Origin of the sequence: Pseudomonas sp. NUPR-001, from assembly GCF_052147955.1 — a bacterium.
GTDB lineage: Bacteria > Pseudomonadota > Gammaproteobacteria > Pseudomonadales > Pseudomonadaceae > Aquipseudomonas.
Genome location: NZ_CP197353.1, coordinates 5,422,640 through 5,446,010 on the forward strand (window position 1 = coordinate 5,422,640; position 23,371 = coordinate 5,446,010).

Genomic DNA, 23,371 nt, shown 5'->3' on the forward strand with positions numbered 1-23,371 from the left:
TAACCCTGTGCATGGCGCACCAAGCTGGCCCGCAAATCCTCGCAACCACCCCCCACAACCCCAGCAAATACGGGGCTTCGCCACTTGTACACAAGTCGGCATACCACTTGCAAAAGCCCTCTTCGCGTTGCCAACACTCTAAAAAGCACCGGAGAGAGCACATGAAGCGTCGCAGTCTGATCAAGGCCTTTACCCTCAGCGCGTCCATCGCGGCGATGGGCTTAAGCTGGAGCATCCAGGCCGCCGAGACCATCAAGGTCGGTATCCTGCATTCGCTGTCCGGGACCATGGCGATTTCCGAGACCTCACTCAAGGACATGGCCTTGATGACCATCGAGCAAATCAATGCCAAGGGTGGTGTGAACGGCAAGATGCTCGAACCGGTGGTGGTAGACCCAGCCTCGAACTGGCCGCTGTTCGCTGAAAAAGGCCGGCAACTGCTGACCCAGGACAAGGTCGCGGTGGTCTTCGGTTGCTGGACGTCGGTGTCGCGCAAGTCGGTGCTGCCGGTGTTCGAAGAGCTCAACGGCCTGCTGTTCTACCCGGTGCAGTACGAGGGCGAGGAAATGTCGCCGAACGTGTTCTACACCGGCGCGGCGCCGAACCAGCAGGCCATTCCTGCGGTGGAGTACCTGATGAGCGAAGACGGCGGCGCGGCCAAGCGCTACTTCCTGCTCGGCACCGATTACGTTTACCCGCGCACCACCAACAAGATTCTGCGTGCCTTCCTGCACAGCAAGGGCGTAGCCGACAAAGACATCGAAGAGGTGTACACGCCGTTTGGTCACAGCGATTACCAGACCATCGTTGCCAACATCAAAAAGTTCTCGGCCGGCGGCAAGACTGCGGTGATCTCTACAGTCAACGGCGACTCCAACGTGCCGTTCTACAAAGAGCTGGCCAACCAGGGCTTGAAAGCCACCGACGTACCGGTGGTGGCTTTCTCGGTGGGTGAAGAGGAACTGCGCGGCATCGATACCAAGCCGCTGGTGGGGCATCTGGCAGCGTGGAACTACTTCGAGTCGGTGCAGAACCCGGTCAACAGCCAGTTCGTCGCTGACTGGAAGGCCTATGCCAAGGCCAAGAACCTGCCGGGTGCCGACAAGGCGGTGACCAACGATCCGATGGAGGCCACCTACGTCGGTATTCATATGTGGGCGCAGGCGGTCGAGCAGGCTAAATCCACTGACGTCGACAAGGTCCGTGAGGCGTTGGCCGGGCAGAGTTTCAAAGCACCGTCGGGTTACACCCTGACCATGGACAAGACCAACCACCACCTGCACAAGCCGGTGATGATCGGCGAGATTCAGGATGACGGGCAGTTCAGTGTGGTGTGGGAGACCGAGCAGCCGCTGCGTGCGCAACCCTGGAGCCCGTTCATTCCGGGTAACGACAAGCGTCCGGATTATGCGGTGAAAGGTAATTGACGCCATCGCGGGGCAAGCCCGCTCCTACACCTGTGGGAGCGGGCTTGCCCCGCGATGAACCCACCGCTGATACCGGGATAAACCATGTACAGACTCCTGCTCACCCTCCTCTTGCTGCTCCCTCTGGCAACCCAGGCCGGCGAGGGTGAATTCTTCCTCACCGCCAAGCCCAACGAGCAGGCCCGCCTGCTGCAGGGCTGGGCGGCACAACCGGATCCATCACGCCTCGAACTGCTGACCTCGCTGCAGCAAGGGCGCCTGAGCCCTACTGATACCCGCAAACTGCGCCTGAACAACCGCCTGCGCGGCCTGGTCGACAACGCCCTGGCCAGCCATCAACTGCTCAGTGATGACGCCAGCGTGCGCCTGGCTGCCGCGCAGCAGTTGCAAAAAAGTGCGCAGCCGGCGCAAGTCGCCTTTCTCGACCGGCGCTTCGCCAGCGAAACCGACAGCGCCGTGCACGCAGCCCTGGGCCTGGCCCTGGCCAATCTGCAACTGGCGGCCAGCGAACCTGCGGTGCGTCTGGCAGCGGTTCGCCTGCTCGGCGAAACCGGCGACCCCATGGCCCGCACCCGCCTCGAAGCGCTCCTGCAACCGGGCGTGGAAAGTGACGCCAGCGTGCGCACCGCCGCTGAAACCAGCCTGGCTCAGGTCAAGCGCAAGTTGCTGATCGGTGAAGTGCTCGGCCAGGCCTTCAGCGGCTTGTCACTGGGCTCGATCCTGCTGCTGGCGGCATTGGGGCTGGCGATCACCTTCGGCTTGCTCGGGGTGATCAACATGGCCCACGGCGAAATGCTGATGCTCGGGGCCTACGCCACCTATGTGGTACAGGTGTTGATCCAGCGCTATGCACCTGCGGCCATCGAGCTTTATCCACTGATCGCCCTGCCCGTGGCGTTCTGCGTCAGCGCCGGGGTTGGCATGCTGTTGGAGCGTACGGTGATCCGCCACCTGTACGGTCGTCCGCTGGAAACTTTGCTGGCCACCTGGGGCATCAGCCTGATCCTGATCCAGGCCATCCGCCTGCTGTTCGGTGCGCAGAACGTTGAAGTGGCCAACCCGGCGTGGCTGTCTGGCGGCATTCAGGTGCTGCCGAACCTGGTACTGCCCTACAGCCGCCTGGTGATCATCGGCTTTGCCCTGTTCGTGGTGCTGCTGACCTGGCTGCTGCTCAACCGCACGCGCCTGGGCCTGAACGTGCGCGCCGTGACCCAGAACCGCAACATGGCTGCCTGCTGTGGCGTGCCCACCGGGCGTGTCGACATGCTTGCCTTCGGCCTCGGCTCGGGTATCGCCGGGCTCGGTGGTGTGGCCCTGAGCCAGATCGGCAACGTCGGGCCAGACCTGGGCCAAAGCTACATCATCGACTCGTTCCTGGTGGTGGTGCTCGGCGGCGTCGGCCAACTGGCCGGTAGCCTGTGGGCCGCGTTCGGTCTGGGCATTGCCAACAAACTGCTGGAGCCGCAAATCGGTGCGGTGCTCGGCAAGATCCTCATCCTTGCGTTGATCATTCTGTTCATCCAGAAACGCCCGCAAGGCCTCTTCGCACTCAAGGGACGGGTGATCGACTGATGAACCAGCCTCTGCTTGTTACCGCCAGCCAAAAGGTCGGCCCGCGTTGGACCCTGGCCACGGGTGCCGTTGTCTTGCTGGTGCTGCTGACCTTGCCGCTCCTGTCGTTGCTGCCGGACGGCCACGCCTTGCAGGTCTCGGCCTACACCCTGACCCTGGTCGGCAAGATTCTCTGCTACGCCATCGTTGCCCTGGCGCTGGATCTGGTCTGGGGCTACGCCGGGTTGCTGTCGCTGGGGCACGGGCTGTTCTTCGCCCTCGGTGGCTATGCCATGGGCATGTACCTGATGCGTGAAGCGGCGGGTGATGGCCTGCCAGCGTTCATGACCTTCCTGTCATGGAGCGAGCTGCCCTGGTACTGGGCCGGTACCCAGCACTTTGCCTGGGCCTTGTGCCTGGTGGTGCTGGCGCCCGGTTTGCTGGCCTTGGTGTTCGGTTTCTTCGCCTTCCGCTCGCGGATCAAGGGTGTGTATTTTTCGATCATGACCCAGGCCCTGACCTTCGCCGGGATGCTGTTGTTCTTTCGCAACGAAACCGGCTTTGGCGGCAACAATGGCTTCACCAACTTCAAAAGCATCCTCGGTTTTCAGATCACCGCACAAAGCACCCGTGCGGTGCTGTTCCTGCTGACCGTTGCGCTGCTGGTCGCCAGCCTGTACCTGGGCTGGCGGTTGGCGCGCAGCAAGTTCGGCCGGGTGTTGACCGCACTGCGCGATGCCGAAAACCGCTTGATGTTCTGCGGCTACGACCCGCGTGGTTTCAAACTCTTCGTCTGGGTGTTGAGCGCGGTGCTGTGTGGCCTGGCGGGTGCGTTGTACGTGCCGCAAGTGGGCATCATCAACCCCAGTGAAATGTCGCCGACCAACTCCATCGAAGCCGCCGTGTGGGTGGCCCTTGGCGGGCGCGGCACGCTGATCGGCCCGCTGCTCGGTGCCGGTCTGGTCAATGGCATGAAGAGCTGGTTTACCGTGGCCTTCCCCGAGTACTGGCTGTTCTGCCTGGGCGCGCTGTTCATTCTGGTGACCTTGTACCTGCCCAAAGGCGTGGTCGGCCTGCTGAAGAAAAGGGGTGAGCAATGAGAGCGATACCACTACCTCCGGTGCACCCGGAATTCATGCTCGAACCGATCCTCGATGCCGGCAGCGGCCGCGACGCCATCGGCCTTGGTCAGGTACGCGGCGAGGGTCTGGACGTGCGCCACGGCACGGTCCTGACCCTGGAAGACATCAGTGTCAGCTTCGATGGTTTCAAAGCCCTCAACGCGCTCAACCTGTACATCGGCGTCGGTGAGTTGCGCTGCATCATCGGCCCCAACGGCGCCGGTAAAACCACCCTGATGGACGTGATCACCGGCAAGACCCGGCCCACCACCGGCAAGGCCTGGTTTGGTGAAACCCTGGACCTGACGCGCATGAGCGAAGTGCAGATCGCCCAGGCCGGTATTGGCCGCAAGTTCCAGAAGCCCACGGTGTTCGAAGCCTTGAGTGTGTTTGAAAACCTGGAGCTGGCGCAGAAGGCTGACAAGTCGGTGTTCACCAGCCTCGTTGCGCGCTTGAGTGGCGAGCAGCAGGACCGCATTGATGAGGTGCTGCGGACCATCCGCCTGAGCAATTCGGCGCAGCGCCCGGCCGGGTTGTTGTCGCACGGTCAGAAGCAGTTTCTCGAAATCGGCATGTTGTTGATGCAAGACCCGCAACTGCTGCTGCTCGATGAGCCGGTGGCGGGGATGACCGACGCAGAAACCGAGTTCACCGCGGAGTTGTTCAAGGGCCTCGCGGGCAAGCACTCGCTGATGGTGGTCGAGCACGACATGGGCTTTGTCGGCAGCATTGCCGACCATGTCACGGTGCTGCATCAGGGCAGTGTGCTGGCCGAGGGGTCGCTGGAGCAGATGCAGGCGGATGACCGGGTGATCGAGGTGTATCTCGGTAGGTAGTTGAACAGCTTCGCGGGGCAAGCCCGCTCCTACACCCGCGATAAAGCAGCCAAGGACATGACCATGCTGAAAATCGATTCACTGCACCAATACTACGGCGGCAGCCATATCCTGCGCGGTCTCTCATTCGAGGCCAAAGTAGGTGAGGTAACTTGTTTGCTCGGCCGCAACGGCGTCGGCAAAACCACCTTGCTGCGCTGCCTGATGGGCCTGCTGCCAACCCGCGAAGGCGCCGTGCATTGGGAAGGCCAGGCGATCACCACGCTCAAGCCACACCAGCGGGTTCAGGCCGGTATCGCCTACGTACCGCAGGGCCGCGAGATCTTCCCGCGCCTGACGGTCGAAGAGAACCTGTTGATGGGCCTGTCGCGTTTTGGCGCCAGCCAGGCGAAAAGCGTTCCAGCGTTTATCTATGAGCTGTTCCCGGTACTGCTGCAGATGAAACACCGGCGCGGCGGCGACTTGTCGGGCGGTCAGCAACAGCAACTGGCGATCGGCCGTGCCCTGGCCAGCCAGCCACGCCTGCTGATTCTCGATGAGCCCACCGAAGGTATTCAGCCTTCGGTGATCAAGGAAATCGGTGCGGTGATCAGCAAGCTCGCTGCTCGCGGCGACATGGCCATCTTGCTGGTCGAACAGTTCTACGACTTTGCCGCCGAGCTGGCCGATCAGTACCTGGTGATGTCGCGCGGCGAAATTGTCCAGGCCGGGCGCGGTGAAAACATGGAGGCCGAGGGTGTGCGCGGCCTGGTAACCATTTAACCTGAACACCACTTTGCAAGCGTTCGAGAAGCTGCCATGACTTACCTGATTCGTGATGCCGTTACTGCCGATCTGCCGGGCATTCGCGACATTTACAACGACGCGGTGCTCAACACCACGGCGATCTGGAATGAACAACCCGTTGATCTAGCCAATCGCCAGGCCTGGTTCGACGCTCGCCAGGCCCAACGCTACCCGATTCTGGTAATAGTCGACGCCGCCGCAGACCAAGTGCTCGGCTATGCTTCGTTCGGTGACTGGCGCCCGTTCGAAGGCTTTCGGCATACCGTTGAGCACTCGGTGTACATTCGCGCCGATCAACGCGGCAACGGCCTCGCGCCGAAGCTGATGCAAGCGCTGATCGAACGTGCGCGCGCCTGCGACAAGCACGTGATGGTCGCCGCTATCGAAAGCGGCAACAGCGCCTCGATCCGTCTACATGAGCGCCTGGGTTTTACCCTCAACGGGCAAATGCCGCAGGTCGGGGTGAAGTTCGGCCGCTGGCTGGACCTGACTTTTATGCAGCTGATCCTCAACCCCGGCGCGCAGCCGCGTGCCATGGAGTGAAGCCTATGAATGCTGCGCACCTCAATCGGGTGACCCATGAAAGCTTTACCCATTACCGTGACGGACTGGTGGATTTACTGCTCGATGCCGTACGCCACGGTGCCTCGGTTGGCTTTCTGGAAAACATCGATGCGCAACAGGCCAACAGCTACCTGGATGAAGTGAAACAGCGCCTAAGCAGTGGAGAGTTGCTGCTGTGGGTGGTCAGCAAGGATCAGGAAGTGCTTGGCAGCGTGCAGCTGGGGCTGTGCCAGAAGCTCAATGGGTTGAAACGGGCGGAAGTGCAGAAGTTGCTGGTGCACAGTGCCGCACGCCGCCGGGGGCTGGGGCAACAACTGATGCAGGCGCTGGAAGCCACCGCACGGCAGAAACAACGCGTGACCTTGTACCTGGATACCGAGGCTGGGTCGGAGGCGGAGGCGTTTTATCAGTCGCTGGGGTATATCAAGGCTGGGGAGATTCCGGAATACGCATGTGGGCCGGATGGCACGTATCGGCCGACGGCGCTGTACTACAAGTTGCTCTAACCCCTCCTCTCAGTGGGAGCGGGCTTGCCCCGCGATTGCGATCCGCCTGTCACATTGCAATCGCGGGGCAAGCCCGCTCCTACAGGTAGTGCAAGACAGTTGCCCTCCAAGATGAAGCGTTCAGCCTTGCAGAAACCTGCCCAACCGCTGCCTGAGCATGGTGTTCTCACTGCGCAGTTGCTGAACCTCTTCCAGCAACTCCAGCGCCAGCGCCACCCCTTCCCACTCCAGCGCAAGCTCGCGCTGCAACTTCGCCGCACGCTTGGCCAGCAGCGCCGCCTGGTCGTCAAACAACCACTCTTCCGGCGTTCGCCCGGAAGGTTCGACAATGCAGTGCTCGACGATTTCGATCACGTAGGCGGCCGGTAGATCGGCTTCCCGACAAAGGGTCTGCATGTCCAGTTGAACGACCAGGGTACTGCTCATCATCAGTTACTCCATTGTGTCCTCGGATTGAATGCCGCCTTCTCTGCCAGCTTGTTCCACAACTCGCGGGTTGTGTCGTCGCTGTGGCTGGGCATCACCACTTTCAGCTGTGCATAAAGATCGCCGCGCGCACCCTGCTTGTTCGCCAGGCCCATGCCCTTGACCCGCAGGCGCTGCCCACTCTGGCTGTCGGGGCGGATGGTCAGGTTGATCTTGCCGGTCAGGGTCGGCACCGCCACCTTGGTGCCCAGTGCGGCCTCCCAAGGCGCCAGCGGCACGGTAATGATCAAGTCATGACCTTCGACATCGAACAGCGGATGCGGTGCCATGCGGATGGTCAGGAACAGGTCGCCATTGGCGCCACCGCCGATACCCGGCGCACCCTGGCCCTTGAGGCGGATTTTCTCGCCGTCGGTCACGCCAGCAGGGATCTTCACATTCAGGGTTTTGGTGGTGAAACCGGTACGCTGGCCACTGCCGTTGTGCTGCGGCACCTGGAAACTGATCTGCTTCGATTCGCCAGACAGGGTTTCTTCCAGGAAGATCGCCAGTTCCATTTCCACGTCTTGCCCTCGCCGACCGGCGCTGCGTTGCTGTTGGCCACGACCGAACGGATTGCCGTTGCCACCACGGGCGCCAAAGATCGAGCTGAAGAAATCGGAAAAGTCGCCACCTTCAAAACCACCCGAGCTGCGGCTTTCCCAACCGGGCGGCCCCTGGAATGGGCGGCCATGCTGGCCGTATTTGCGCAGCTCGTCGTATTCAGCGCGTTTTTCCGGGCTGCTCAGCACGTCATGCGCTTCGTTTACTTCTTTGAATTTTTCCTCGGCGTCACGCTCTTTGCTGACGTCGGGGTGATACTTGCGCGCAAGCTTGCGGTAGGCCGTTTTGATCGCCTTGTCGTCCGCTGTAGGCTCTACGCCAAGTATCTTGTAGTAGTCTTTGAAGTCCATCTAAGGAATCACCATCAAATTGTGCGTTGCTTCTGTAGATTGGGGTCAAGCATAGCCTTTCAAGGCGACCTTGGGTTTGCTGTAAAGCAGATAATCGGTCTTGATTCTGCTGGCCACTGGCATAAACTGCGCGGCCGTTTTTCCCCCGGAAGTACATCCCATGAGTGACGCATCCCCGGCCCGTGCCTGCGGCATCGACTTCGGCACCTCCAACTCCACCGTCGGCTGGCATCGCCCGGGCGTGGAGTCGTTGATCGCCCTGGAAGACGGCAAGATCACCCTGCCGTCGGTGGTGTTCTTCAACATCGAGGAGCGCCGCCCGGTCTACGGCCGCCTGGCCCTGCACGAATACCTCGAAGGTTACGAAGGCCGCCTGATGCGCTCGCTCAAGAGCCTGCTGGGTTCCAAGCTGATCAAGCATGACACCAGCGTGCTGGGCACCGCCCTGCCGTTCAAAGACCTGCTGGGCATGTTCATCGGCGAGCTGAAAAAGCGCGCCGAGGCCAATGCCGACCGCGCCTTCGATGAAGTGGTACTGGGCCGTCCGGTGCATTTCGTCGATGACGACCAGGCCGCCGACCAGGAAGCCGAAGACACCCTGGCCGAAGTGGCGCGCAAGATCGGCTTCAAAGAAGTCTCCTTCCAGTACGAACCCATTGCTGCGGCCTTCGACTATGAGTCGAACATTCAGGGTGAAGAGCTGGTACTGATCGTCGATATCGGCGGTGGTACCTCCGACTTCTCACTGGTGCGCCTGGCCCCGGAACGGCACATGCTCGACAACCGTCACGATGACATTCTCGCCACCGGCGGCGTGCATATCGGCGGTACCGACTTCGACAAACAGCTCAGCCTGCAGGGCGTGATGCCGCTGTTCGGCTATGGCAGCCGGATGAAAAGTGGCGCCTTCATGCCCACCAGCCATCACATGAACCTGGCCACCTGGCACACCATCAACTCGGTGTACTCGCAGAAGTCCCAGTTGGCCCTGGGCAGCATGCGCTACGACATCGAAGACACTGATGGCATCGACCGCCTGTTCAAGCTGATCGAGCAGCGCGCCGGTCACTGGCTGGCGATGGAAGTGGAAGAAACCAAGATCGAACTGACCCACAACGACCGTCGCCTGGTTGATCTGAAACGGGTCGAATCGGGGTTGAGCGTCGATCTGACCCGGGCACTGTTCGAAGAGTCGATCGACAGCCTGCTGGAGCGTGTGCGCGGTAGTGTCACGGAGTTGCTGATCAAGGCCGGTGTTGGCGTTACCCAAGTTGATACGGTGTTTTTCACCGGTGGTTCCAGTGGTATCCCGGCCCTGCGCCAGAGCGTGGCGGCGATGCTGCCCAATGCCCGGCATGTTGAAGGCAACATCTTCGGCAGCATTGGCAGCGGCTTGGCCATTGAGGCGCGTAAGCGCTACGGTTGAATCACCTGTGGGACTGTCTTGCACCACCTGTCTGTGGGAGCGGGCTTGCCCCGCGATTGCGATTAACCAGTCACATCGCTTCGCGGGGCAAGTCGGGTCGCCGCACCGCCGCTCCCACTGGCATCACACCAACTCAGCCTGGCGCAGTTCGCTCTTGAGGTAGGCATAGTAAATCGGCCCGGCCACCACCCCCGGCAAGCCAAACGCCGCTTCGCACACCAGCATCGCCAGCAGTAGCTCCCACGATTTGGCACTGATCTGCCCGCCAACAATCCGCGCGTTGAGGAAGTACTCGACCTTGTGGATAACAATCAGATAACCCAACGCCGCCATCGCCACCCAGATCGACAACGACAGGCCGACAATGGTGATCAGGGTGTTGGACATCAGGTTGCCGATCACTGGCAATAATCCCAGCAGGAAGGTCAGCACGATCAGGGTTTTGGTCAACGGCAGGTGAACGCCGAACATCGGCAACACCACCGCCAGGAAAATCCCGGTAAAGAAGGTGTTGAGCAGGGAGATCTTGATCTGCGCAAAGACGATATTGCGAAACGCCTGCACCAGCAGCGCCAAACGGTTGAACAGCGCCGCGGCCAGGGGTTTGCGTCGAGAGATATCAGGGATGCGCTGCAAGGCGACGATAGCGCCGAGAATCATGCCGATCAGCAAGGTGACGAACATGTGCGCCGCGCCCTTGCCCACCAGTTGCAGCTCACCCAGGTGGGTTTTCAGCCACTCACCGATGGCCACTTTGAACTCTGCGGCGCTGGCCGGCAGGTAAGCGTCAACGAATGGCGGCAGTTGCGCGCGCGCCTGGTCCACCAGCAGCATGAACTTATCCAGCGAGGCGCCAGGGTTCTCGGCTTCGTGCAGCAGAAAACTGATCGCCCCGGCGAACACCAGGGTCAGGGTGCTGACCACCAGCGTGCCAAGCAGTGCCACCGCCAACCAACGCGCACGTTCCCCGGCAATCAGCAATTGCAGCTTGGGCGTGAGCATGTTCACCAGTTCGAACACCAGCAGGCCCGCCAACAGGCTCGGCAACAGCTTGAGCGGTAACGCCAGCAACAGGCCGGCGAATACGATGATCCAACTGGCCATTTTGATCTGGCGCGGGGTGAAGGTCATACAACCTCAAAGGCAACGGCGGGAAAAACCGCAGTCTGCCAGCCTTCACCCGGCAGGCATAGTGGCAGTGCGGGCCTGGCGCCGATATTGCTCAGGCGTGCACTGGGCATGGCGCTGGAACATGGCGATGAAGGCAGAGGCACTGCTGTAGCCGAGGTCGAAGGCAATCTGCTGGATCGGCAGGTTCTGCTCCAGCGCTTCGATGGCGCGTAAAAAGCGCAGGCGCAGTCGCCACTCACCAAAGCTGATCCCCAGCTCCCGCAAGAACTGCCGGGCCAGGGTGCGCTCACTGACATGCACGCCCGCCGCCCAATCCGCCAGCGGCCGGTTGTCGCCCGGCTCGGCCTGCATGGCCTGCAGCACACCTTCCAGCGCGGCGCTGCGGGCATAAGGCAAGAAGCAGGTCTGGGTCGGGGCCAGGCGCAGTTGATCGACCAGTACCTGGGCCAGACGCCGGTCGGCTTCATCCTCCGGCACGCTGACGTCGCGGCGGGCAAAGTCGCTGAGAATGGCCTTGAGAATCTCGCTGATCACCAGGGTGCAGGGCTGCGCTGGTAATGTCTGCGACAAGGCTCGGTCGAGGTAGACCGAACGGTAAACAATCGCCTGCGGGTTGTAGCAGCTGTGATCGGTGTCGGGCGGCACCCACACGGCATAGTGCGGTGGCGAAACAAAGCGCTGACCATCGATTTCCAGGTGCATGATGCCGTGCGCCGCATAGTTGAGCTGGCCCCAGGCGTGACGGTGCGCGGCGCTGTGGGTGTCGGCACCGAACTCGTCGTAACGAAAGTACACCGGCGCGGGCAAGGCGGTGAATTGCGGGATGTCGAGGTATTTAAGCGCCATGCTGTCTGGATCGATGGGTGGGTTGTCTGGATGCAAGTATAGCTAACAGGACAGACAGCAGATAATAGCGCCCTGTACTTACACGAGTTGTTGCCTCATGAATTATGCGTTTCCCCTGTTGGCCATCTTTATTTGGGCGGGCAACACGGTCATCACCAAAATGTCCGCCGGGGCGATTTTTCCCGCCGAGATCGGCTTCTATCGCTGGCTGCTGGCCGGCCTGTTGTTCACCCCGTTTCTGCTGCGGCCCATGCTGCGCCACTGGGCAGAGATCCGTCCTAACCTGGGGAAAATCTTCGTGCTCGGGGTGCTGGGCATGGCGGTGTATCAGAGCCTGGCCTATTTCGCCGCAGCCATCACCAGCGCCACCAACATGGGCATCATCCTCTCGCTGATGCCGTTGATGTCGTTGGCATTGGCCATCATCAGCCTGGGACAACGCCTGACCTTTGGCGCGCTGATCGGGGCGGTGGTGTCCTTCGTCGGGGTGCTGGTGGTGGTGTCGGCCGGCGATCTGGGTACATTGCTGCAGCACGGCGTCAATGGCGGCGACTTGATGATGCTCATCGCTACCCTGGCCTATGCGCTGTACAGCACCTTGTTGAAGAAATGGCAGCTACGCCTGCCGCCTCTGGTGCTGTTGTACCTGCAGGTGCTGGTGGCGATCATCGTGCTGTTGCCGTTGTTCCTGCTGTCCGACAAGACCGGGCTGGGCCAGGGCAATATCGGCCTGGTGCTGTACGCCTGCGTACTGGCCTCGATGATCGCGCCCCTGGCGTGGATGCAGGCGGTCAGCCGCCTGGGGCCGAGCCGCACCACACTGTTCTTCAACCTGTTGCCGGCCATCACGGCGGTGATTGCCGCTGTGGTCCTCGATGAGCAACTGGCACTCTATCATGTGTCCGGTGGTCTGCTGACCCTGGCCGGGGTGATCCTTGCCGAACGTTGGCAAACGCCCCTTCGCCCTGCTCCGCTTACAGCCCAGCAGCCTTGAGCCGCGCCGCATGCTCGGTAAACAGCCGCACCGGCTCGGCGCCCTTGCCCACCGCCCCCAGTGACTGGTTGACGATGTCGAGGTGATCCAGCGGGTAGTCATCACCGATGACCTGCCCCAGGTGCGAACTGTAGCGGCCAACCATGCCATCACAATGCCCGGCCTCACGGACGAAGGTGCGGGCGAACAGGCGGCAGAAGCGGTTGCTGCCATCCAGGCGGTTCAGGCCCCGGTCGGTGATCCCCGGCTGCAAGGTGCCAGACCAGGAGTAATAGCGCACACCGTTGACCAGCGCCGCGCCCTCACCGCCCCAGGTGTCGGGCAGGCCCTGTGGATAAGCCTGGTTGAACAGGGCCACGCCCGCGCAGGTCAGTGAGTGATGCGAGGCATGCACATCGATCGGCAGCTGCGGCCCGCGCCAGCCGGTTTCCAGCCAGCCGATCAATACGCCCAGGCCATGCAACAGGGCCTTGAGCAAGCGACCACGGGCCGAGTCGGTGGGGTAATGTTCAAGCAGGTAGTCGGCCAATTCCGAGCCCTGGTTCGGCCCGGCAATCGAGGTGACCGAGGCCACCCACTCTGGCCGTTTGGCTGCCGCGTAGCGGGCGGTGAGCGCGCCTTGGCTGTGACCGAGCAGGTTGACCTTGTCGGCCCCGGTGCGCTGGCGGATGTCTTCGATGATCTTCAGCAATTGCTCGCCACGTACTTCGGTTGAGTTGAGCGGCGATACCTGAATGGCAAAGACCTTGGCACCGCCGCGGCGCAAGGCCGAGACAATGCCAAACCAGTAGGGGTACAACAGCAGGCGGACGAAGCCGAGCATGCCCGGCACCAGCACCAGTGGATAACGTGTGGCAAGTGGTTGTGCCATTGGCTGTGTTTCCCCCTTCCGTGGACGTGGATAGCCATTCGCGGGGCAAGCCCGCTCCCACCGGCCTGTGGGAGCGGGCTTGCCCCGCGATCAGTCTCTGCCCACTCGGTTGCAACTGCAATCGAACTCCTGACGCTCGCTGCGGTTCCAACCCTGTACACCCTGCAGCACCGTGATCAGCCAGGAGATGACCATGAGTACCGTTGAACTGACCGATGTGAACACCCTGCGCGCCCGCGCCCGCAAGCATGTCGAGCAAGGCGCCGTGACCGAAGGTTACAACGCCGACCGGGAGAAAATCCTGCGCCTGCTCAACGAATCGCTGGCCACCGAGTGGGTTTGCGCCCTGCGCTACAAGCGTCACTACTACATGGCCAGCGGTATCAAGGCCAGCGTTGCCGCCGACGAGTTTCTCGAGCACGCCAACCAGGAGTTGGAGCATGCCGACAAACTGGCCGAACGCATCGTGCAATTGGGCGGTGAGCCGGACCTGAACCCGGACAACCTGAGCAAGCTTTCCCATGCCCAATACGTGGCGGGCAAGAACCTCAAGGAAATGGTGCTCGAAGACCTGATCGCCGAGCGCATCGCCATCGACAGTTATCGCGAGATCATCCAGTACATTGGTGAGTCGGACCCAACCACCCGGCGCATCTTCGAAGACATCCTGGCCCAGGAAGAAGAGCACGCCGACGATATGGCTGATTTGCTTAAAGGGTTGTGAGTGTCATCGCGGGGCAAGCCCGCCTTGCCCCGCGATACGCTCACCCCGCCTTCATCCGCTCCAGCAGCGGCGTACACTGATTCGGCACATCCCCCCCAGGCGCCACCAGCGCCAGCAAGCCCGCCGCCGGGCCGATCAGCACACCCAACGCCACCATCCCCGCGCCTCGCAAGGCCAGCGGTACCGCCTGCACTCCGGCATCAGGCTTGGCGAAAGGCCCGCGCACGTACAACGGCGAACGCAACGACAACAGCCGCACGCCTTTGGACTCAGGGTTAACCTTCAAATCCAGCTGCTCGGTGGCAAAGTTCGCCGTGCCGTTGATGTAGATGATCGCGTTCTCGGTGTCGAACACGAACAGCCGGGTTGTCGCCAAACCATCCTTGATCGCGAAGTCGGCTGCAGCACAGTTGATCTTCACGGCTTTGTCACCGAACAACTGCCCGACCACATAGTTACCCACATTCAATCCGGCAATCTCCATCAAGCCACGGCTGATGGCGCCATCGTTGATGAGCATTTTCAGCTCGCCATTGGCGGTTGCCAGCAACTTGGCCACCGAGTTGCCTCGTCCACTCAGGTCGGCATCACCGTTGAGCTGACCAAAGCTGGTTTTCATCGGTTCAAAGGTCGGGAACAACTGCTTGAGTTTGAAGCCTCGGGCGCTGAGCTTTGCCTGGCCCTGCATCGGGACCGTGCGGCCATCCAATCGAACCTGCGCATCCAGCTTGCCGCCCGCAACACCGAAACGCAGCGGCTCCAGGCGCAGCACACCATCGTCGAGCACGAAGTGACTCGACAGGTCGTTGAACGGCAACGCTTCGTTGTGCACGATGCGTTTGCCGCTGAAGGTCACGTCGGCGTCCATGCTGCGCCAGCGCTCGGTACGAAACTCTTCAACCGGCAACACCTTGTCGCTCGGCTGCTTGCTCGCCCCGCCCCGGGCCTTTTGCTGGGCATTGGAGTCGGCGCCGATCAACGGCGCGAGGTCTTTGAACAGCAACTGATTGGAAACCAGGCTGCCGCTGAGTTTGGGCCGCGGCTGACGCGCGACGAAGGTCAGGTCGCCGTGGATATCGCTGTTACCGATCTTGCCGTTGAAGTCTTCATAGCGAAACAGCGCGCCACCGGGTTCATGCAGCTTGGCGGTCAGATGGCCGTCGGTGGAGTACGCGGGCGAGTCCGGCAGGATCACGCCGGTCAACGGGTAGAGATTGCCCAAGCTGGTACCGGACAAGCGCAAACGCAGGTCCAGCGCACCCAGGTTACGCGGGTCGGTCAATGTCCCGGCGAGGGCGATGCGGGTATCGGCGATCTGCACATCAGCCTGCAAGGGAAACGGCTGGTTCGCGTCCTGCAGCGCCAGCAAGCCACCAATCTTGCCATCACCGGACAGCGCCTGGTCCTTGTAGCGGCCTTTGACCTTGAAACCGAAGGCGTAGTCTTGCGCTGCGGTGCTTTTTTGCGCCGAGGCTTTGCCGACGATATCGCTGAAGGGAATCGGCTTGCCCAGCGGGTCGATCAACACCTCAAGGCGGGTTTTCAAGGTCTGGTCATCAAGGTTTACCTGGCCCTTATCGAAGCCAATGGCGCCGATGTCCAGCACCCAGGCCGAGGGCTCGGCCTGCGGGTCTTTGGCGCCGAAATCGAAGGTCCAGTTGGCGCGGCCATCGGCCAGGCGCTTGAGGCTGGCGGTGGGCTGGTTGAGGTCAATGCGCGGAATCACGATCTGCTGGAACAACAACGGCAACGGTGACAAGCGAAACTCCACCCGCTTGAGGCCGACCATCTGTGGCTCCTTGAGCCAGTCCGGGTTGCCCAGGGTCAGGTCTTCGGCGATGAAGCGCGGCCATGGCACCCAGGCACGCCAACCGCCCTGTTCGGGTTCACGCTGCCAGTGCACGGCGAGGTTGCCATTGATGGCGAAAGGCCGGTGCAACGCTTCGGAGACTTTGGCATTGAGGGTCGGCTTGATCCGGTTCCAGTCAAACGTCGCAATGACGATTACCAGCACGGTGAGCACCAGCAGCAGGCTGGCGAGGGTCCAGGTGAGGATTCTGGTGGGACGCGTCATTGCATAAATCTCCTGACGACCACGCTGCATCAGTGGACGTTTTGATGGCACTTAACCATCGGACTGACGAAACCCGCAGGGGTTTAATTGATCATGGAAATTGCCGATTTTTTCTTGGTTTCCCATCGATACCCACATTGATCAAACGCGCGCGCTGCCCGCAAACGGCTCTTCAAATCGGCTGTAAGCACTGAGCTAGAGCCTGCGCCGCAGAGCATCAATTCCGTTGATTGTTACCATTATCTTTATGAACTTCTAACTCTCGCCCCCAAGCGTAGCATTGGCTCCGTACTCACTTTCCAGCCCCACCAAGGAGCACCGAACAATGAAACGCCAATTACTGCTGAGCTTGTCCCTGTCCATCCTGGCCGCCAATGCCTTCGCCATCCCAGCCAGCGAACAAAGCCTGACCGCCGAATCCCGCTCCAGCTCGGTGGTGGTCTCGCAGCCGCTGAACACCCTGGCCGAAGGCGGCTCGGATCGCTTGCTGGAACGCACCAATCGCGTTGCCGAAGGTGGTTCGGATCGTCTGCTGGAACGCAACAATCGCGTAGCCGAAGGTGGCTCGGATCGTCTGCTGGAACGCAACAACCGTGTAGCCGAAGGTGGCTCGGATCGTCTGCTGGAACGCAACAATCGTGTAGCCGAAGGTGGTTCTGATCGTCTGAAAGAACGCTATCAGGTTGCCGAAGGTGGTTCTGACCGTCTGATCGAAAAGAACCAACGTGTGAGCTGAAGCCTATGCCAGACAATAAGAGATCCCAACCTTGCAACGGTTCCCCTCCAAGCCCGGTCAATTGACCGGGCTTTGTTTTCCCGGCGCAGGCTATTAGAGTGCAGGGCTGTTTCACTGCCAACTGACACTCGCCATGCTGCCGCGCGCCGAACAAAAGCAACAGACACGCCAAGCCTTACTGGATGCCGCCCGCCACCTGATGGAAAGTGGCCGAGGTTTCGGCAGTATCAGCCTGCGCGAAGTCAGCAAATGTGCTGGCATCGTCCCCACCGGTTTCTACCGCCACTTTACCGACATGGACCAGCTCGGCCTGGCCCTGGTCAATGAAGTAGGCGAAACCTTCCGCCAGACCATTCGTCTAGTGCGCCAGAACGAGTTCGAACTCGGTGGCATCACCGACGCGTCGGTGCGCATCTTCCTCGATGTGGTCACGGCCAATCGCCCGCAGTTCCTGTTTCTGGCACGTGAACAGTACGGCGGCTCACAGCCCGTGCGTCAGGCGATTGCCACACTGCGCCAGGGCATCAGCTCTGACCTGGCCACCGACCTTTCGATGATGCCGCGCTGGCAGCATCTGGATAATGCTGCACTGTCGGTGATCGCGGATCTGGTGGTAAAAACCGTGTTCGCCACCCTGCCGGAACTGATCGACGAACCTGGCGGTGACGTTGAGCAAGCACTGAGCCCTCAGGACAAGATCACCCAACAACTGCGTTTCATCTTCGTCGGCGCCAAACACTGGCAAGGGCTCAGCACCCCGAGTTGAGCCTGGCCGCCGCCGCCCGCGGGATTCCTGCTACCATGCGCGCAAACGCATTGATCGCGATGAATCTTCTCCATGCCCGACCTTCATAACGCCCAGCCTGAACTGCCTGCCCTGCTCGAACAGGTGCAGACGCACTTTACCCAGCGCATTGTGCCGCTCTGGCAAGGCCCGGGCTGGAACGCGCAGATGGCCCTGCCATTCGAAGCGCTCGATGCGCAGCAGCAACCACTGCCTGCACAGCGCTACCGGGCCATGGCCTGCGCCCGCCAGCTGTACCTGTTCAGCAGCCGCATCGAACAACCTGGCGCCCGTGAGCACGCAGCGGCACTGTTTCGCTCGCTGCAACGGCATTTCCACGATGCCGAACATGGAGGCTGGTTCTACAGCATCGATGCCCAGGGCAAACCGCTGGACCGGCGCAAAGATCTCTACACCCACGCCTTCATCATTTTTGCCTGCGCCCATTACTGGGGGCAGGTGCGCGAGCAACTGGTCGAGTCCACCCTCAACGCCGCACTGAGCGTGGTGGCCGAACAATTCGCCCGCGACGACGGTTTGTATGAAGCCAGTCTGGCTGAAGACTGGTCAGACCTGGGCAGCGGCCCGTTGCAGAACCCGTTGATGCACCTGGCCGAAGCATTCCTGGCAACCTTGGCGGTGCGCGACGACGAGCAGGTGCAAAGTGACCTGCTGGGGCTGGCCGAGGCCATGCAACAACACTTCATCGACCCTGAGCATGGGGTGATGCTGGAAAAGCCGCGCGGGTCTGTGGATAACTGGTTTGAACCGGGTCACCAGTTCGAATGGTTCTACCTGCTTGAGTCTTCAACGCTGCTACGCGGTAGCGAACTGCACGCGTCGCTTGATCGCGCATTCGTTTACGCCGAGCACTGCGGTGTGAAAAACACAGCGGTGTTGGCCATGCTCAGCCCAGACGGCCGGGTCCGCGATGCCACCCAGCGCATCTGGGCTCAGGCCGAGTACTTGCGCGCCCTGACCTTGCGCCCGAACAGCGCCAGCAAGGTCCTCGCCCAGCTCCAGGCGCTGCAGCAGCAGTTCCTGCATGCCGGTGGCTGGCACGAGTGCCGTGACGCCAGTGGCGCGGTGAGCCGCAGCGATATGCCGTCGACCACCCCGTACCACCTGGCTACCTGCCTTCAAGGCCTGGGTGGGCAACTTCCTTGAACAGATGCTAGCACTCTGTAGGAGCGGGCTTGCCCCGCGATCGCGGTGTGTCAGGCAGATCGCTATCGCGGGGCAAGCCCGCTCCTACCGGAGGGGGGGCGTCAGGCCTTGCTGGAGCGGTCGATCGAGAAACCGGCCCACGCCTGGCTCACTGGCATCAACTCCAGGCTGTTGATGTTGATGTGCGCCGGCTGGTTCATGATCCAGAAGATGGTCTCGGCAATGTCCTGCGGCTGGATCGCCTCGGCACCGGCATAGGTCGCGTCGTAGCGCGCCTGATCACCGCCAAAGCGCACCAGCGAGAACTCGCTTTCACACAGCCCTGGCTCGATGTTGCTGACGCGTACGCCGGTGCCCTGCAAGTCGCAGCGCAAGCTCAAGGAAAACTGCCCGACAAACGCCTTGGTGCCGCCGTACACATGGCTGCCCGGATACGGGTAGTTACCCGCCACCGAGCCGACGTTAAGAATGGTCGCGCCACGGCCATGGGCGATCAGCCGCGGCAACAGCAGACGGGTGCTGAACATCAGGCCTTTGATGTTGGTGTCGACCATGGTTTCCCAATCGTCCAGGTCGCACTTCGGCGCAGGGTCCGCACCCAGGGCCAGGCCGGCGTTGTTGATCAGCCCGCGCAGCTTGGCAAACGATGGCGGCAGGTTGGCAATCGCCGCTTCCATGGCCTTGCGGTCACGTACGTCGAGCACCAGGCCGTGCACTTCGGTTTTTTTCGACAGCTCTTCACATAGCGCATCCAGGCGCTCCTGACGGCGACCGGTCAGCACCAACGACCAACCTGCCTCGGCGAATCGACGGGCACAGGCTTCGCCGAAACCAGAGGTGGCCCCAGTGATAAATACGGTGGAAGTCATCGGGTACTCCTTGCAAGGTCGATATTACGGATCAGCAGAATGCCCGCCGCCAACCGCGTCAGCAAGCAGGCAGATGCTGTACAAAAAACGCTCAATAGTGGCAAAGCCTTGATCTGTAAGGGCTGGAGCAAGCTTTGCTCACCTTATCCACAGGCTCTTGCACAAACTCTGGGGGCAACTTCAGCCCTGTGCAATCGGGCTTTTCAGCGGCGCCAGCAAGTATTTTCCTTGACTATCAGCCCTCTTGCCTTAGTGCACCCGCATTAAAGCATTTCCGATGATGGCCCAACGCCTGTGAAAACGCTGCCTGCAGCGTTCTTTCCAATGCTTGCCCACAGAGTTATCCACAGGCCATTCAGTGAATCAGAGCCGTAGTTGCACCGCGTACAAAACACTTGACAATGGCCGCCGAAAATCTTTGTTGAATACTTGATCAAAAAACAACCACAAAGCTCAAGGCCTTGTAATTCAAGGCTTTCAGCAAGGTGCCACCAAGTTACCCACAGCCGCTTCCACACCAATGGTGGACAACTGAAAAGCATGGGAAAACATTCGTTTGCAGCGACTTTGTGTCGCGCTTGAGAGGAAGTGCTCGTAAGGTTTTCCACAAACGGGTGGATAACCCTGGTGGGAGCGGGCTTGCCCCGCGATAGCGATTTAACTGACACACCGCCATCGCGGGGCAAGCCCGCTCCTACCTAGGTTGTATCAGTGGCCGCCGAGGTAGGCGTTGCGCACATCCTCGTTGACCAGCAGCTCTTGCCCGGTGCCGCTCAGACGGATCTGGCCGTTGACCATGACATAGGCACGGTCCGACAGTTTCAGCGCATGGTTGGCGTTCTGCTCCACCAGGAAGATGGTCATCCCGCTCTGTGCCAACTCACGCAAGGTGGCGAAGATCTGTTTGACCACGATCGGCGCCAACCCCAACGACGGCTCATCCAGCAGCAGCAACTTGGGCCGGCTCATCAAGGCGCGGGCGATGGCGAGCATTTGCTGCTCGCCACCGGACATGGTCATGGCCCGCTGATTACGCCGCTCCTTGAGACGCGGGAACAGTTCGAACATACGCTGCATGTCTTCGCTGGCAAACTTGTCACCAATGGGGATGGTGCCCATCATCAGGTTCTCTTCCACCGACATGTCCGGGAACACCCGGCGCCCTTCCGGCGACTGGGCGATACCGTTGGAGGCGATGTAGTGGGAAGACTTGTGGGTAATGTCGGTGCCTCGGTAGACGATCTGCCCCGCAGCCGCTCGCGGCTGGCCGAAGATCGACATCAGCAGCGTCGATTTGCCCGCACCGTTGGAGCCGATCAGGCTCACCGTTTCACCTTCATCGATGTGCAACGAGACTTTCTTCAGGGCCTGGATCGGCCCGTAGAACACGTCGATCTCTTTCATTTCGAGGATCGCTGTACTCATACCAGTTCCTCTTCATCGGCGCCCAGATAAGCCGCAATCACCGTCGGGTTGTGACGAATGTCTTGCGGTGCGCCTTCAGCGATCACGTTGCCGTGGTCAAGCACCACGATATGGTCGGAAATGCTCATGACCATGCCCATGTCATGCTCAATCAGTACCACGGTCAAATCATGCTCATCACGCAGCACCCGAATCATCTTGCTCAGCGCTTCGGTTTCCTGCGGGTTGAGGCCAGCGGCCGGTTCGTCCAGGCAGATGATCTGCGGCCGCGTACACATGGCCCGGGCAATTTCCAGGCGACGTTGCTGGCCGTAAGACAACTCACCGGCCAGGCGGTTGGCGCAATCGACCAGGTCGACCACTTCCAGCCAGTAGAACGCGTGATCGAGAGCATCGCTTTCCGCTTTGCGGTAGGCCTTGGTGTTCAATACACCGGCCAGCAGGTTGCGGTTTACCCACATGTGCTGGGCCACCAGCAGGTTTTCCACCACCGACATTTCCTTGAACAGACGAATGTTCTGGAAGGTGCGCGCCAACCCTGCGCGGTTGACCAGGTGGGTACCGCCGAACATCTTGTAGTGCAGGCGGTTGATAAAACGTTTGGGCGAAACGAAGTCACCCAACTGGAAGCGCTCGCCAAGCAACTGAATGACGTTGGTACGAGTGCCGCGCATGTTCAGTTCGATCTTGCCGCCACTGGCTTTGTAGAAGCCGGTGAGGCAGTTGAACACCGTGGTTTTGCCAGCGCCGTTGGGGCCGATCAGGGCAAAGATGGCGTTGCGTTTAACCTTGAGGCTGACGTCGCTGAGCGCTTTGATCCCGCCAAAATGCATCATCAGGTTGTCGACCGAGAGAATCACGTCATCGCTCATGGCGCTACTCCTTTACGTGGCACCACACCGGTACGGCTGATACGAATCAAACCGCGCGGTCGCCAGATCATCATCAACACCATGAGCACGCCGAACAGCAGTACCCGGTACTCAGAGAAGCTGCGCAGCAGCTCTGGGGCCACGGTCAGTACGAACGCGGCGATCACCACACCGACCGTCGAGCCCATGCCGCCCAGCACCACAATGGCGAGGATCAGCGCCGACTCGAAGAAGGTGAACGACGACGGGTTCACAAAGCCCTGGTAGCTGGCAAAGAACACCCCGGCCAGACCGGCGGTGGACGCACCGATGGTGAAGGCCGAGAGCTTGACCAGCACATGGTTCAGGCCCATCGAGCGGCAGGCGATTTCGTCTTCACGCAGCGCTTCCCAGGCGCGCCCTACCGGCATGCGGGTCAGCCGGTGCTTGATGTACAGCACCGCCAGCACCACCAGGAACAGCACGATGTAGATGAACAGGAATTTCAGGTTGGGGTTGTAGTCAACGCCAAAGAACTCGTGAAACGGTATCCCGCCATCCTTGGCCCGACGCCCGAATTCCAGGCCAAAGAAGGTTGGCGACGGCACCGGCATGCCGTTGGGCCCACCGGTAAACGACAGCCAGTTGTTGAGCACCAGGCGAATGATTTCACCAAAGCCCAGGGTCACGATGGCCAGGTAGTCGCCGTGCATGCGCAACACCGGAAAGCCCAATATGCACCCGGCCAAGGCGGCAGCAATGGCCGCCAATGGCAACACCGTCCAGAAGCCCAGGCCCAGGTACTGATAGCCCAGCGCCAACCCGTAGGCACCAATGGCATAGAACGCCACGTAGCCAAGGTCGAGCAAACCGGCCAGCCCGACCACGATGTTCAGGCCCAGCCCCAGCAGCACATAAATCAGACCGAGGATCACCACGGTCAGCAGGTACTTGTTGGCAAAGAATGGAAAGACAATGGCGATCACGATCAGCGCCGGGATGATCCAGCGCAGCCGCGATTTGTAGTCCGGTGCCAACACATGCACGCCGGAGCCACCGCCCTCAAAACTCTGCAGGATCGACTGGCCCTTGGGGGTCTGCAGGAACAGGCTGAGCACAAAGCGCCCGACCATCACCCCGGCAACCAACCAGGCAACGCGGGTCGGTTCCATGTTGAAGCTGTAGCCGTCGAGCACCACGCCGACGATGGGCCCGAAGACAATCAGGGAAATCAGCCCAGCGAGAATCGCGTCGATCAGGCTGCGCTTGAGATCGAATGAAGCGGATTTGGCAGCAGACATAC

At 60.9% G+C, this 23,371-nt stretch carries 23 protein-coding genes; 13 read left to right on the forward strand and 10 right to left on the reverse strand.

Annotated features, from left to right (window positions below; translation table 11 throughout):
- Positions 1-161 precede the first annotated feature (161 nt).
- From urtA to ACP6KB_RS24970, 7 genes are all read left to right on the forward strand, one after another.
- Positions 162-1,427 carry an urea ABC transporter substrate-binding protein gene (urtA, locus tag ACP6KB_RS24940; protein ID WP_442110121.1) on the forward strand — a complete coding sequence of 422 codons (1,266 nt, stop codon included), beginning with the start codon at positions 162-164 and terminating at the stop codon, positions 1,425-1,427.
- Positions 1,428-1,511: 84 nt separating this feature from the next.
- A complete protein-coding gene (gene urtB, locus ACP6KB_RS24945; RefSeq protein ID WP_442110123.1) occupies positions 1,512-2,999 on the forward strand; it encodes an urea ABC transporter permease subunit UrtB in 1,488 nt (495 codons plus the stop codon).
- Positions 2,999-4,078 (forward strand): urea ABC transporter permease subunit UrtC, encoded by a 1,080-nt coding sequence (urtC, locus tag ACP6KB_RS24950; RefSeq protein WP_442110125.1) that lies wholly within the window; start codon positions 2,999-3,001, stop codon positions 4,076-4,078. Before urtB ends, urtC begins: the two co-directional genes overlap by 1 nt.
- A 35-nt stretch (positions 4,079-4,113) precedes the next feature.
- Positions 4,114-4,935 (forward strand): urea ABC transporter ATP-binding protein UrtD, encoded by an 822-nt coding sequence (urtD, locus tag ACP6KB_RS24955; protein WP_442114374.1) that lies wholly within the window; start codon positions 4,114-4,116, stop codon positions 4,933-4,935.
- Positions 4,936-4,998: 63 nt separating this feature from the next.
- Entirely contained in the window at positions 4,999-5,697 is a 699-nt protein-coding gene (urtE, locus tag ACP6KB_RS24960; protein ID WP_442114375.1) for an urea ABC transporter ATP-binding subunit UrtE, read from the forward strand.
- A 36-nt stretch (positions 5,698-5,733) separates the two neighbouring features.
- A complete protein-coding gene (locus tag ACP6KB_RS24965; RefSeq protein WP_442110127.1) occupies positions 5,734-6,264 on the forward strand; it encodes a GNAT family N-acetyltransferase in 531 nt (176 codons plus the stop codon).
- Between the two features lie 5 nt (positions 6,265-6,269).
- Positions 6,270-6,791 (forward strand): GNAT family N-acetyltransferase, encoded by a 522-nt coding sequence (locus tag ACP6KB_RS24970; protein WP_442110129.1) that lies wholly within the window; start codon positions 6,270-6,272, stop codon positions 6,789-6,791.
- A gap of 120 nt (positions 6,792-6,911) precedes the next feature.
- Here the strand turns inward: ACP6KB_RS24970 and ACP6KB_RS24975 are convergent, their stop codons facing one another.
- Positions 6,912-7,217: a chaperone modulator CbpM gene (locus ACP6KB_RS24975; RefSeq protein ID WP_442114376.1), complete on the reverse strand. Its 306-nt coding sequence runs from the start codon at positions 7,215-7,217 to the stop codon at positions 6,912-6,914.
- A gap of 2 nt (positions 7,218-7,219) precedes the next feature.
- Positions 7,220-8,170 (reverse strand): curved DNA-binding protein, encoded by a 951-nt coding sequence (gene cbpA, locus ACP6KB_RS24980; protein ID WP_442110131.1) that lies wholly within the window; start codon positions 8,168-8,170, stop codon positions 7,220-7,222.
- A 160-nt stretch (positions 8,171-8,330) separates the two neighbouring features.
- Here cbpA and ACP6KB_RS24985 point away from each other — a divergent pair, with 160 nt between their 5' ends.
- A complete protein-coding gene (locus ACP6KB_RS24985) occupies positions 8,331-9,596 on the forward strand; it encodes an Hsp70 family protein (RefSeq protein ID WP_442110133.1) in 1,266 nt (421 codons plus the stop codon).
- 123 nt (positions 9,597-9,719) lie between these two features.
- On the opposite strand, the gene ACP6KB_RS24990 is transcribed toward ACP6KB_RS24985, so the two are convergent.
- On the reverse strand, positions 9,720-10,727 hold the full coding sequence (locus ACP6KB_RS24990) for an AI-2E family transporter (protein ID WP_442110135.1): 1,008 nt from the start codon (positions 10,725-10,727) through the stop codon (positions 9,720-9,722).
- A gap of 45 nt (positions 10,728-10,772) precedes the next feature.
- Positions 10,773-11,573 (reverse strand): AraC family transcriptional regulator, encoded by an 801-nt coding sequence (locus ACP6KB_RS24995; protein ID WP_442110137.1) that lies wholly within the window; start codon positions 11,571-11,573, stop codon positions 10,773-10,775.
- A gap of 97 nt (positions 11,574-11,670) precedes the next feature.
- On the opposite strand from ACP6KB_RS24995, the gene ACP6KB_RS25000 reads away from it, so the two are divergent.
- Positions 11,671-12,567 (forward strand): DMT family transporter, encoded by an 897-nt coding sequence (locus tag ACP6KB_RS25000; protein ID WP_442110139.1) that lies wholly within the window; start codon positions 11,671-11,673, stop codon positions 12,565-12,567.
- Here ACP6KB_RS25000 and ACP6KB_RS25005 read toward each other — a convergent pair.
- Positions 12,548-13,438 (reverse strand): lipase family alpha/beta hydrolase, encoded by an 891-nt coding sequence (locus ACP6KB_RS25005; RefSeq protein ID WP_442110141.1) that lies wholly within the window; start codon positions 13,436-13,438, stop codon positions 12,548-12,550. The two genes, ACP6KB_RS25000 and ACP6KB_RS25005, sit on opposite strands and share 20 nt — an antisense overlap.
- 193 nt (positions 13,439-13,631) lie before the next feature.
- On the opposite strand from ACP6KB_RS25005, the gene ACP6KB_RS25010 reads away from it, so the two are divergent.
- Entirely contained in the window at positions 13,632-14,162 is a 531-nt protein-coding gene (locus ACP6KB_RS25010; protein WP_442110143.1) for a ferritin-like domain-containing protein, read from the forward strand.
- A gap of 40 nt (positions 14,163-14,202) precedes the next feature.
- Here ACP6KB_RS25010 and ACP6KB_RS25015 read toward each other — a convergent pair whose 3' ends face one another.
- Positions 14,203-16,236 (reverse strand): AsmA family protein, encoded by a 2,034-nt coding sequence (locus tag ACP6KB_RS25015; protein WP_442110145.1) that lies wholly within the window; start codon positions 16,234-16,236, stop codon positions 14,203-14,205.
- A gap of 325 nt (positions 16,237-16,561) precedes the next feature.
- Here ACP6KB_RS25015 and ACP6KB_RS25020 point away from each other — a divergent pair, with 325 nt between their 5' ends.
- From ACP6KB_RS25020 to ACP6KB_RS25030, 3 genes are all read left to right on the forward strand, one after another.
- The gene (locus tag ACP6KB_RS25020) at positions 16,562-16,972 is read left to right on the forward strand and encodes a hypothetical protein (RefSeq protein ID WP_442110147.1); all 411 of its coding nucleotides are present in this window, start codon (positions 16,562-16,564) and stop codon (positions 16,970-16,972) included.
- A gap of 133 nt (positions 16,973-17,105) precedes the next feature.
- Positions 17,106-17,738 carry a TetR family transcriptional regulator gene (locus ACP6KB_RS25025; RefSeq protein ID WP_442110149.1) on the forward strand — a complete coding sequence of 211 codons (633 nt, stop codon included), beginning with the start codon at positions 17,106-17,108 and terminating at the stop codon, positions 17,736-17,738.
- Positions 17,739-17,810: 72 nt separating this feature from the next.
- The gene (locus ACP6KB_RS25030; protein WP_442110151.1) at positions 17,811-18,923 is read left to right on the forward strand and encodes an AGE family epimerase/isomerase; all 1,113 of its coding nucleotides are present in this window, start codon (positions 17,811-17,813) and stop codon (positions 18,921-18,923) included.
- A gap of 101 nt (positions 18,924-19,024) precedes the next feature.
- On the opposite strand, the gene ACP6KB_RS25035 is transcribed toward ACP6KB_RS25030, so the two are convergent.
- The 4 genes from ACP6KB_RS25035 to livM form a co-directional block, all read right to left on the reverse strand.
- Complete coding sequence (locus tag ACP6KB_RS25035; protein ID WP_442110153.1) at positions 19,025-19,792, reverse strand: SDR family oxidoreductase; 768 nt, start codon at positions 19,790-19,792, stop codon at positions 19,025-19,027.
- Positions 19,793-20,500: 708 nt separating this feature from the next.
- Positions 20,501-21,217 (reverse strand): ABC transporter ATP-binding protein, encoded by a 717-nt coding sequence (locus ACP6KB_RS25040; RefSeq protein WP_442110155.1) that lies wholly within the window; start codon positions 21,215-21,217, stop codon positions 20,501-20,503.
- A complete protein-coding gene (locus tag ACP6KB_RS25045) occupies positions 21,214-22,089 on the reverse strand; it encodes an ABC transporter ATP-binding protein (protein WP_442110157.1) in 876 nt (291 codons plus the stop codon). The genes ACP6KB_RS25040 and ACP6KB_RS25045 overlap by 4 nt, the downstream gene beginning before the upstream one ends.
- Entirely contained in the window at positions 22,086-23,369 is a 1,284-nt protein-coding gene (gene livM / locus ACP6KB_RS25050) for a high-affinity branched-chain amino acid ABC transporter permease LivM (protein ID WP_442110158.1), read from the reverse strand. Before livM ends, ACP6KB_RS25045 begins: the two co-directional genes overlap by 4 nt.
- Positions 23,370-23,371: the final 2 nt, after the last annotated feature.

Excerpts from the sequence above, each read along its gene's own strand:
- urtA (WP_442110121.1), top strand. The coding sequence starts at position 162 with ATGAAGCGTCGCAGTCTGATCAAGGCCTTTACCCTCAGCGCGTCCATC.
- urtB (WP_442110123.1), top strand. The coding sequence starts at position 1,512 with ATGTACAGACTCCTGCTCACCCTCCTCTTGCTGCTCCCTCTGGCAACC.
- urtC (WP_442110125.1), top strand. The coding sequence starts at position 2,999 with ATGAACCAGCCTCTGCTTGTTACCGCCAGCCAAAAGGTCGGCCCGCGT.
- urtD (WP_442114374.1), top strand. The coding sequence starts at position 4,114 with ATGCTCGAACCGATCCTCGATGCCGGCAGCGGCCGCGACGCCATCGGC.
- urtE (WP_442114375.1), top strand. The coding sequence starts at position 4,999 with ATGCTGAAAATCGATTCACTGCACCAATACTACGGCGGCAGCCATATC.
- ACP6KB_RS24965 (WP_442110127.1), top strand. The coding sequence starts at position 5,734 with ATGACTTACCTGATTCGTGATGCCGTTACTGCCGATCTGCCGGGCATT.
- ACP6KB_RS24970 (WP_442110129.1), top strand. The coding sequence starts at position 6,270 with ATGAATGCTGCGCACCTCAATCGGGTGACCCATGAAAGCTTTACCCAT.
- ACP6KB_RS24975 (WP_442114376.1), bottom strand. The coding sequence starts at position 7,217 with ATGAGCAGTACCCTGGTCGTTCAACTGGACATGCAGACCCTTTGTCGG.
- cbpA (WP_442110131.1), bottom strand. The coding sequence starts at position 8,170 with ATGGACTTCAAAGACTACTACAAGATACTTGGCGTAGAGCCTACAGCG.
- ACP6KB_RS24985 (WP_442110133.1), top strand. The coding sequence starts at position 8,331 with ATGAGTGACGCATCCCCGGCCCGTGCCTGCGGCATCGACTTCGGCACC.
- ACP6KB_RS24990 (WP_442110135.1), bottom strand. The coding sequence starts at position 10,727 with ATGACCTTCACCCCGCGCCAGATCAAAATGGCCAGTTGGATCATCGTA.
- ACP6KB_RS24995 (WP_442110137.1), bottom strand. The coding sequence starts at position 11,573 with ATGGCGCTTAAATACCTCGACATCCCGCAATTCACCGCCTTGCCCGCG.
- ACP6KB_RS25000 (WP_442110139.1), top strand. The coding sequence starts at position 11,671 with ATGAATTATGCGTTTCCCCTGTTGGCCATCTTTATTTGGGCGGGCAAC.
- ACP6KB_RS25005 (WP_442110141.1), bottom strand. The coding sequence starts at position 13,438 with ATGGCACAACCACTTGCCACACGTTATCCACTGGTGCTGGTGCCGGGC.
- ACP6KB_RS25010 (WP_442110143.1), top strand. The coding sequence starts at position 13,632 with ATGAGTACCGTTGAACTGACCGATGTGAACACCCTGCGCGCCCGCGCC.
- ACP6KB_RS25015 (WP_442110145.1), bottom strand. The coding sequence starts at position 16,236 with ATGACGCGTCCCACCAGAATCCTCACCTGGACCCTCGCCAGCCTGCTG.
- ACP6KB_RS25020 (WP_442110147.1), top strand. The coding sequence starts at position 16,562 with ATGAAACGCCAATTACTGCTGAGCTTGTCCCTGTCCATCCTGGCCGCC.
- ACP6KB_RS25025 (WP_442110149.1), top strand. The coding sequence starts at position 17,106 with ATGCTGCCGCGCGCCGAACAAAAGCAACAGACACGCCAAGCCTTACTG.
- ACP6KB_RS25030 (WP_442110151.1), top strand. The coding sequence starts at position 17,811 with ATGCCCGACCTTCATAACGCCCAGCCTGAACTGCCTGCCCTGCTCGAA.
- ACP6KB_RS25035 (WP_442110153.1), bottom strand. The coding sequence starts at position 19,792 with ATGACTTCCACCGTATTTATCACTGGGGCCACCTCTGGTTTCGGCGAA.
- ACP6KB_RS25040 (WP_442110155.1), bottom strand. The coding sequence starts at position 21,217 with ATGAGTACAGCGATCCTCGAAATGAAAGAGATCGACGTGTTCTACGGG.
- ACP6KB_RS25045 (WP_442110157.1), bottom strand. The coding sequence starts at position 22,089 with ATGAGCGATGACGTGATTCTCTCGGTCGACAACCTGATGATGCATTTT.
- livM (WP_442110158.1), bottom strand. The coding sequence starts at position 23,369 with ATGTCTGCTGCCAAATCCGCTTCATTCGATCTCAAGCGCAGCCTGATC.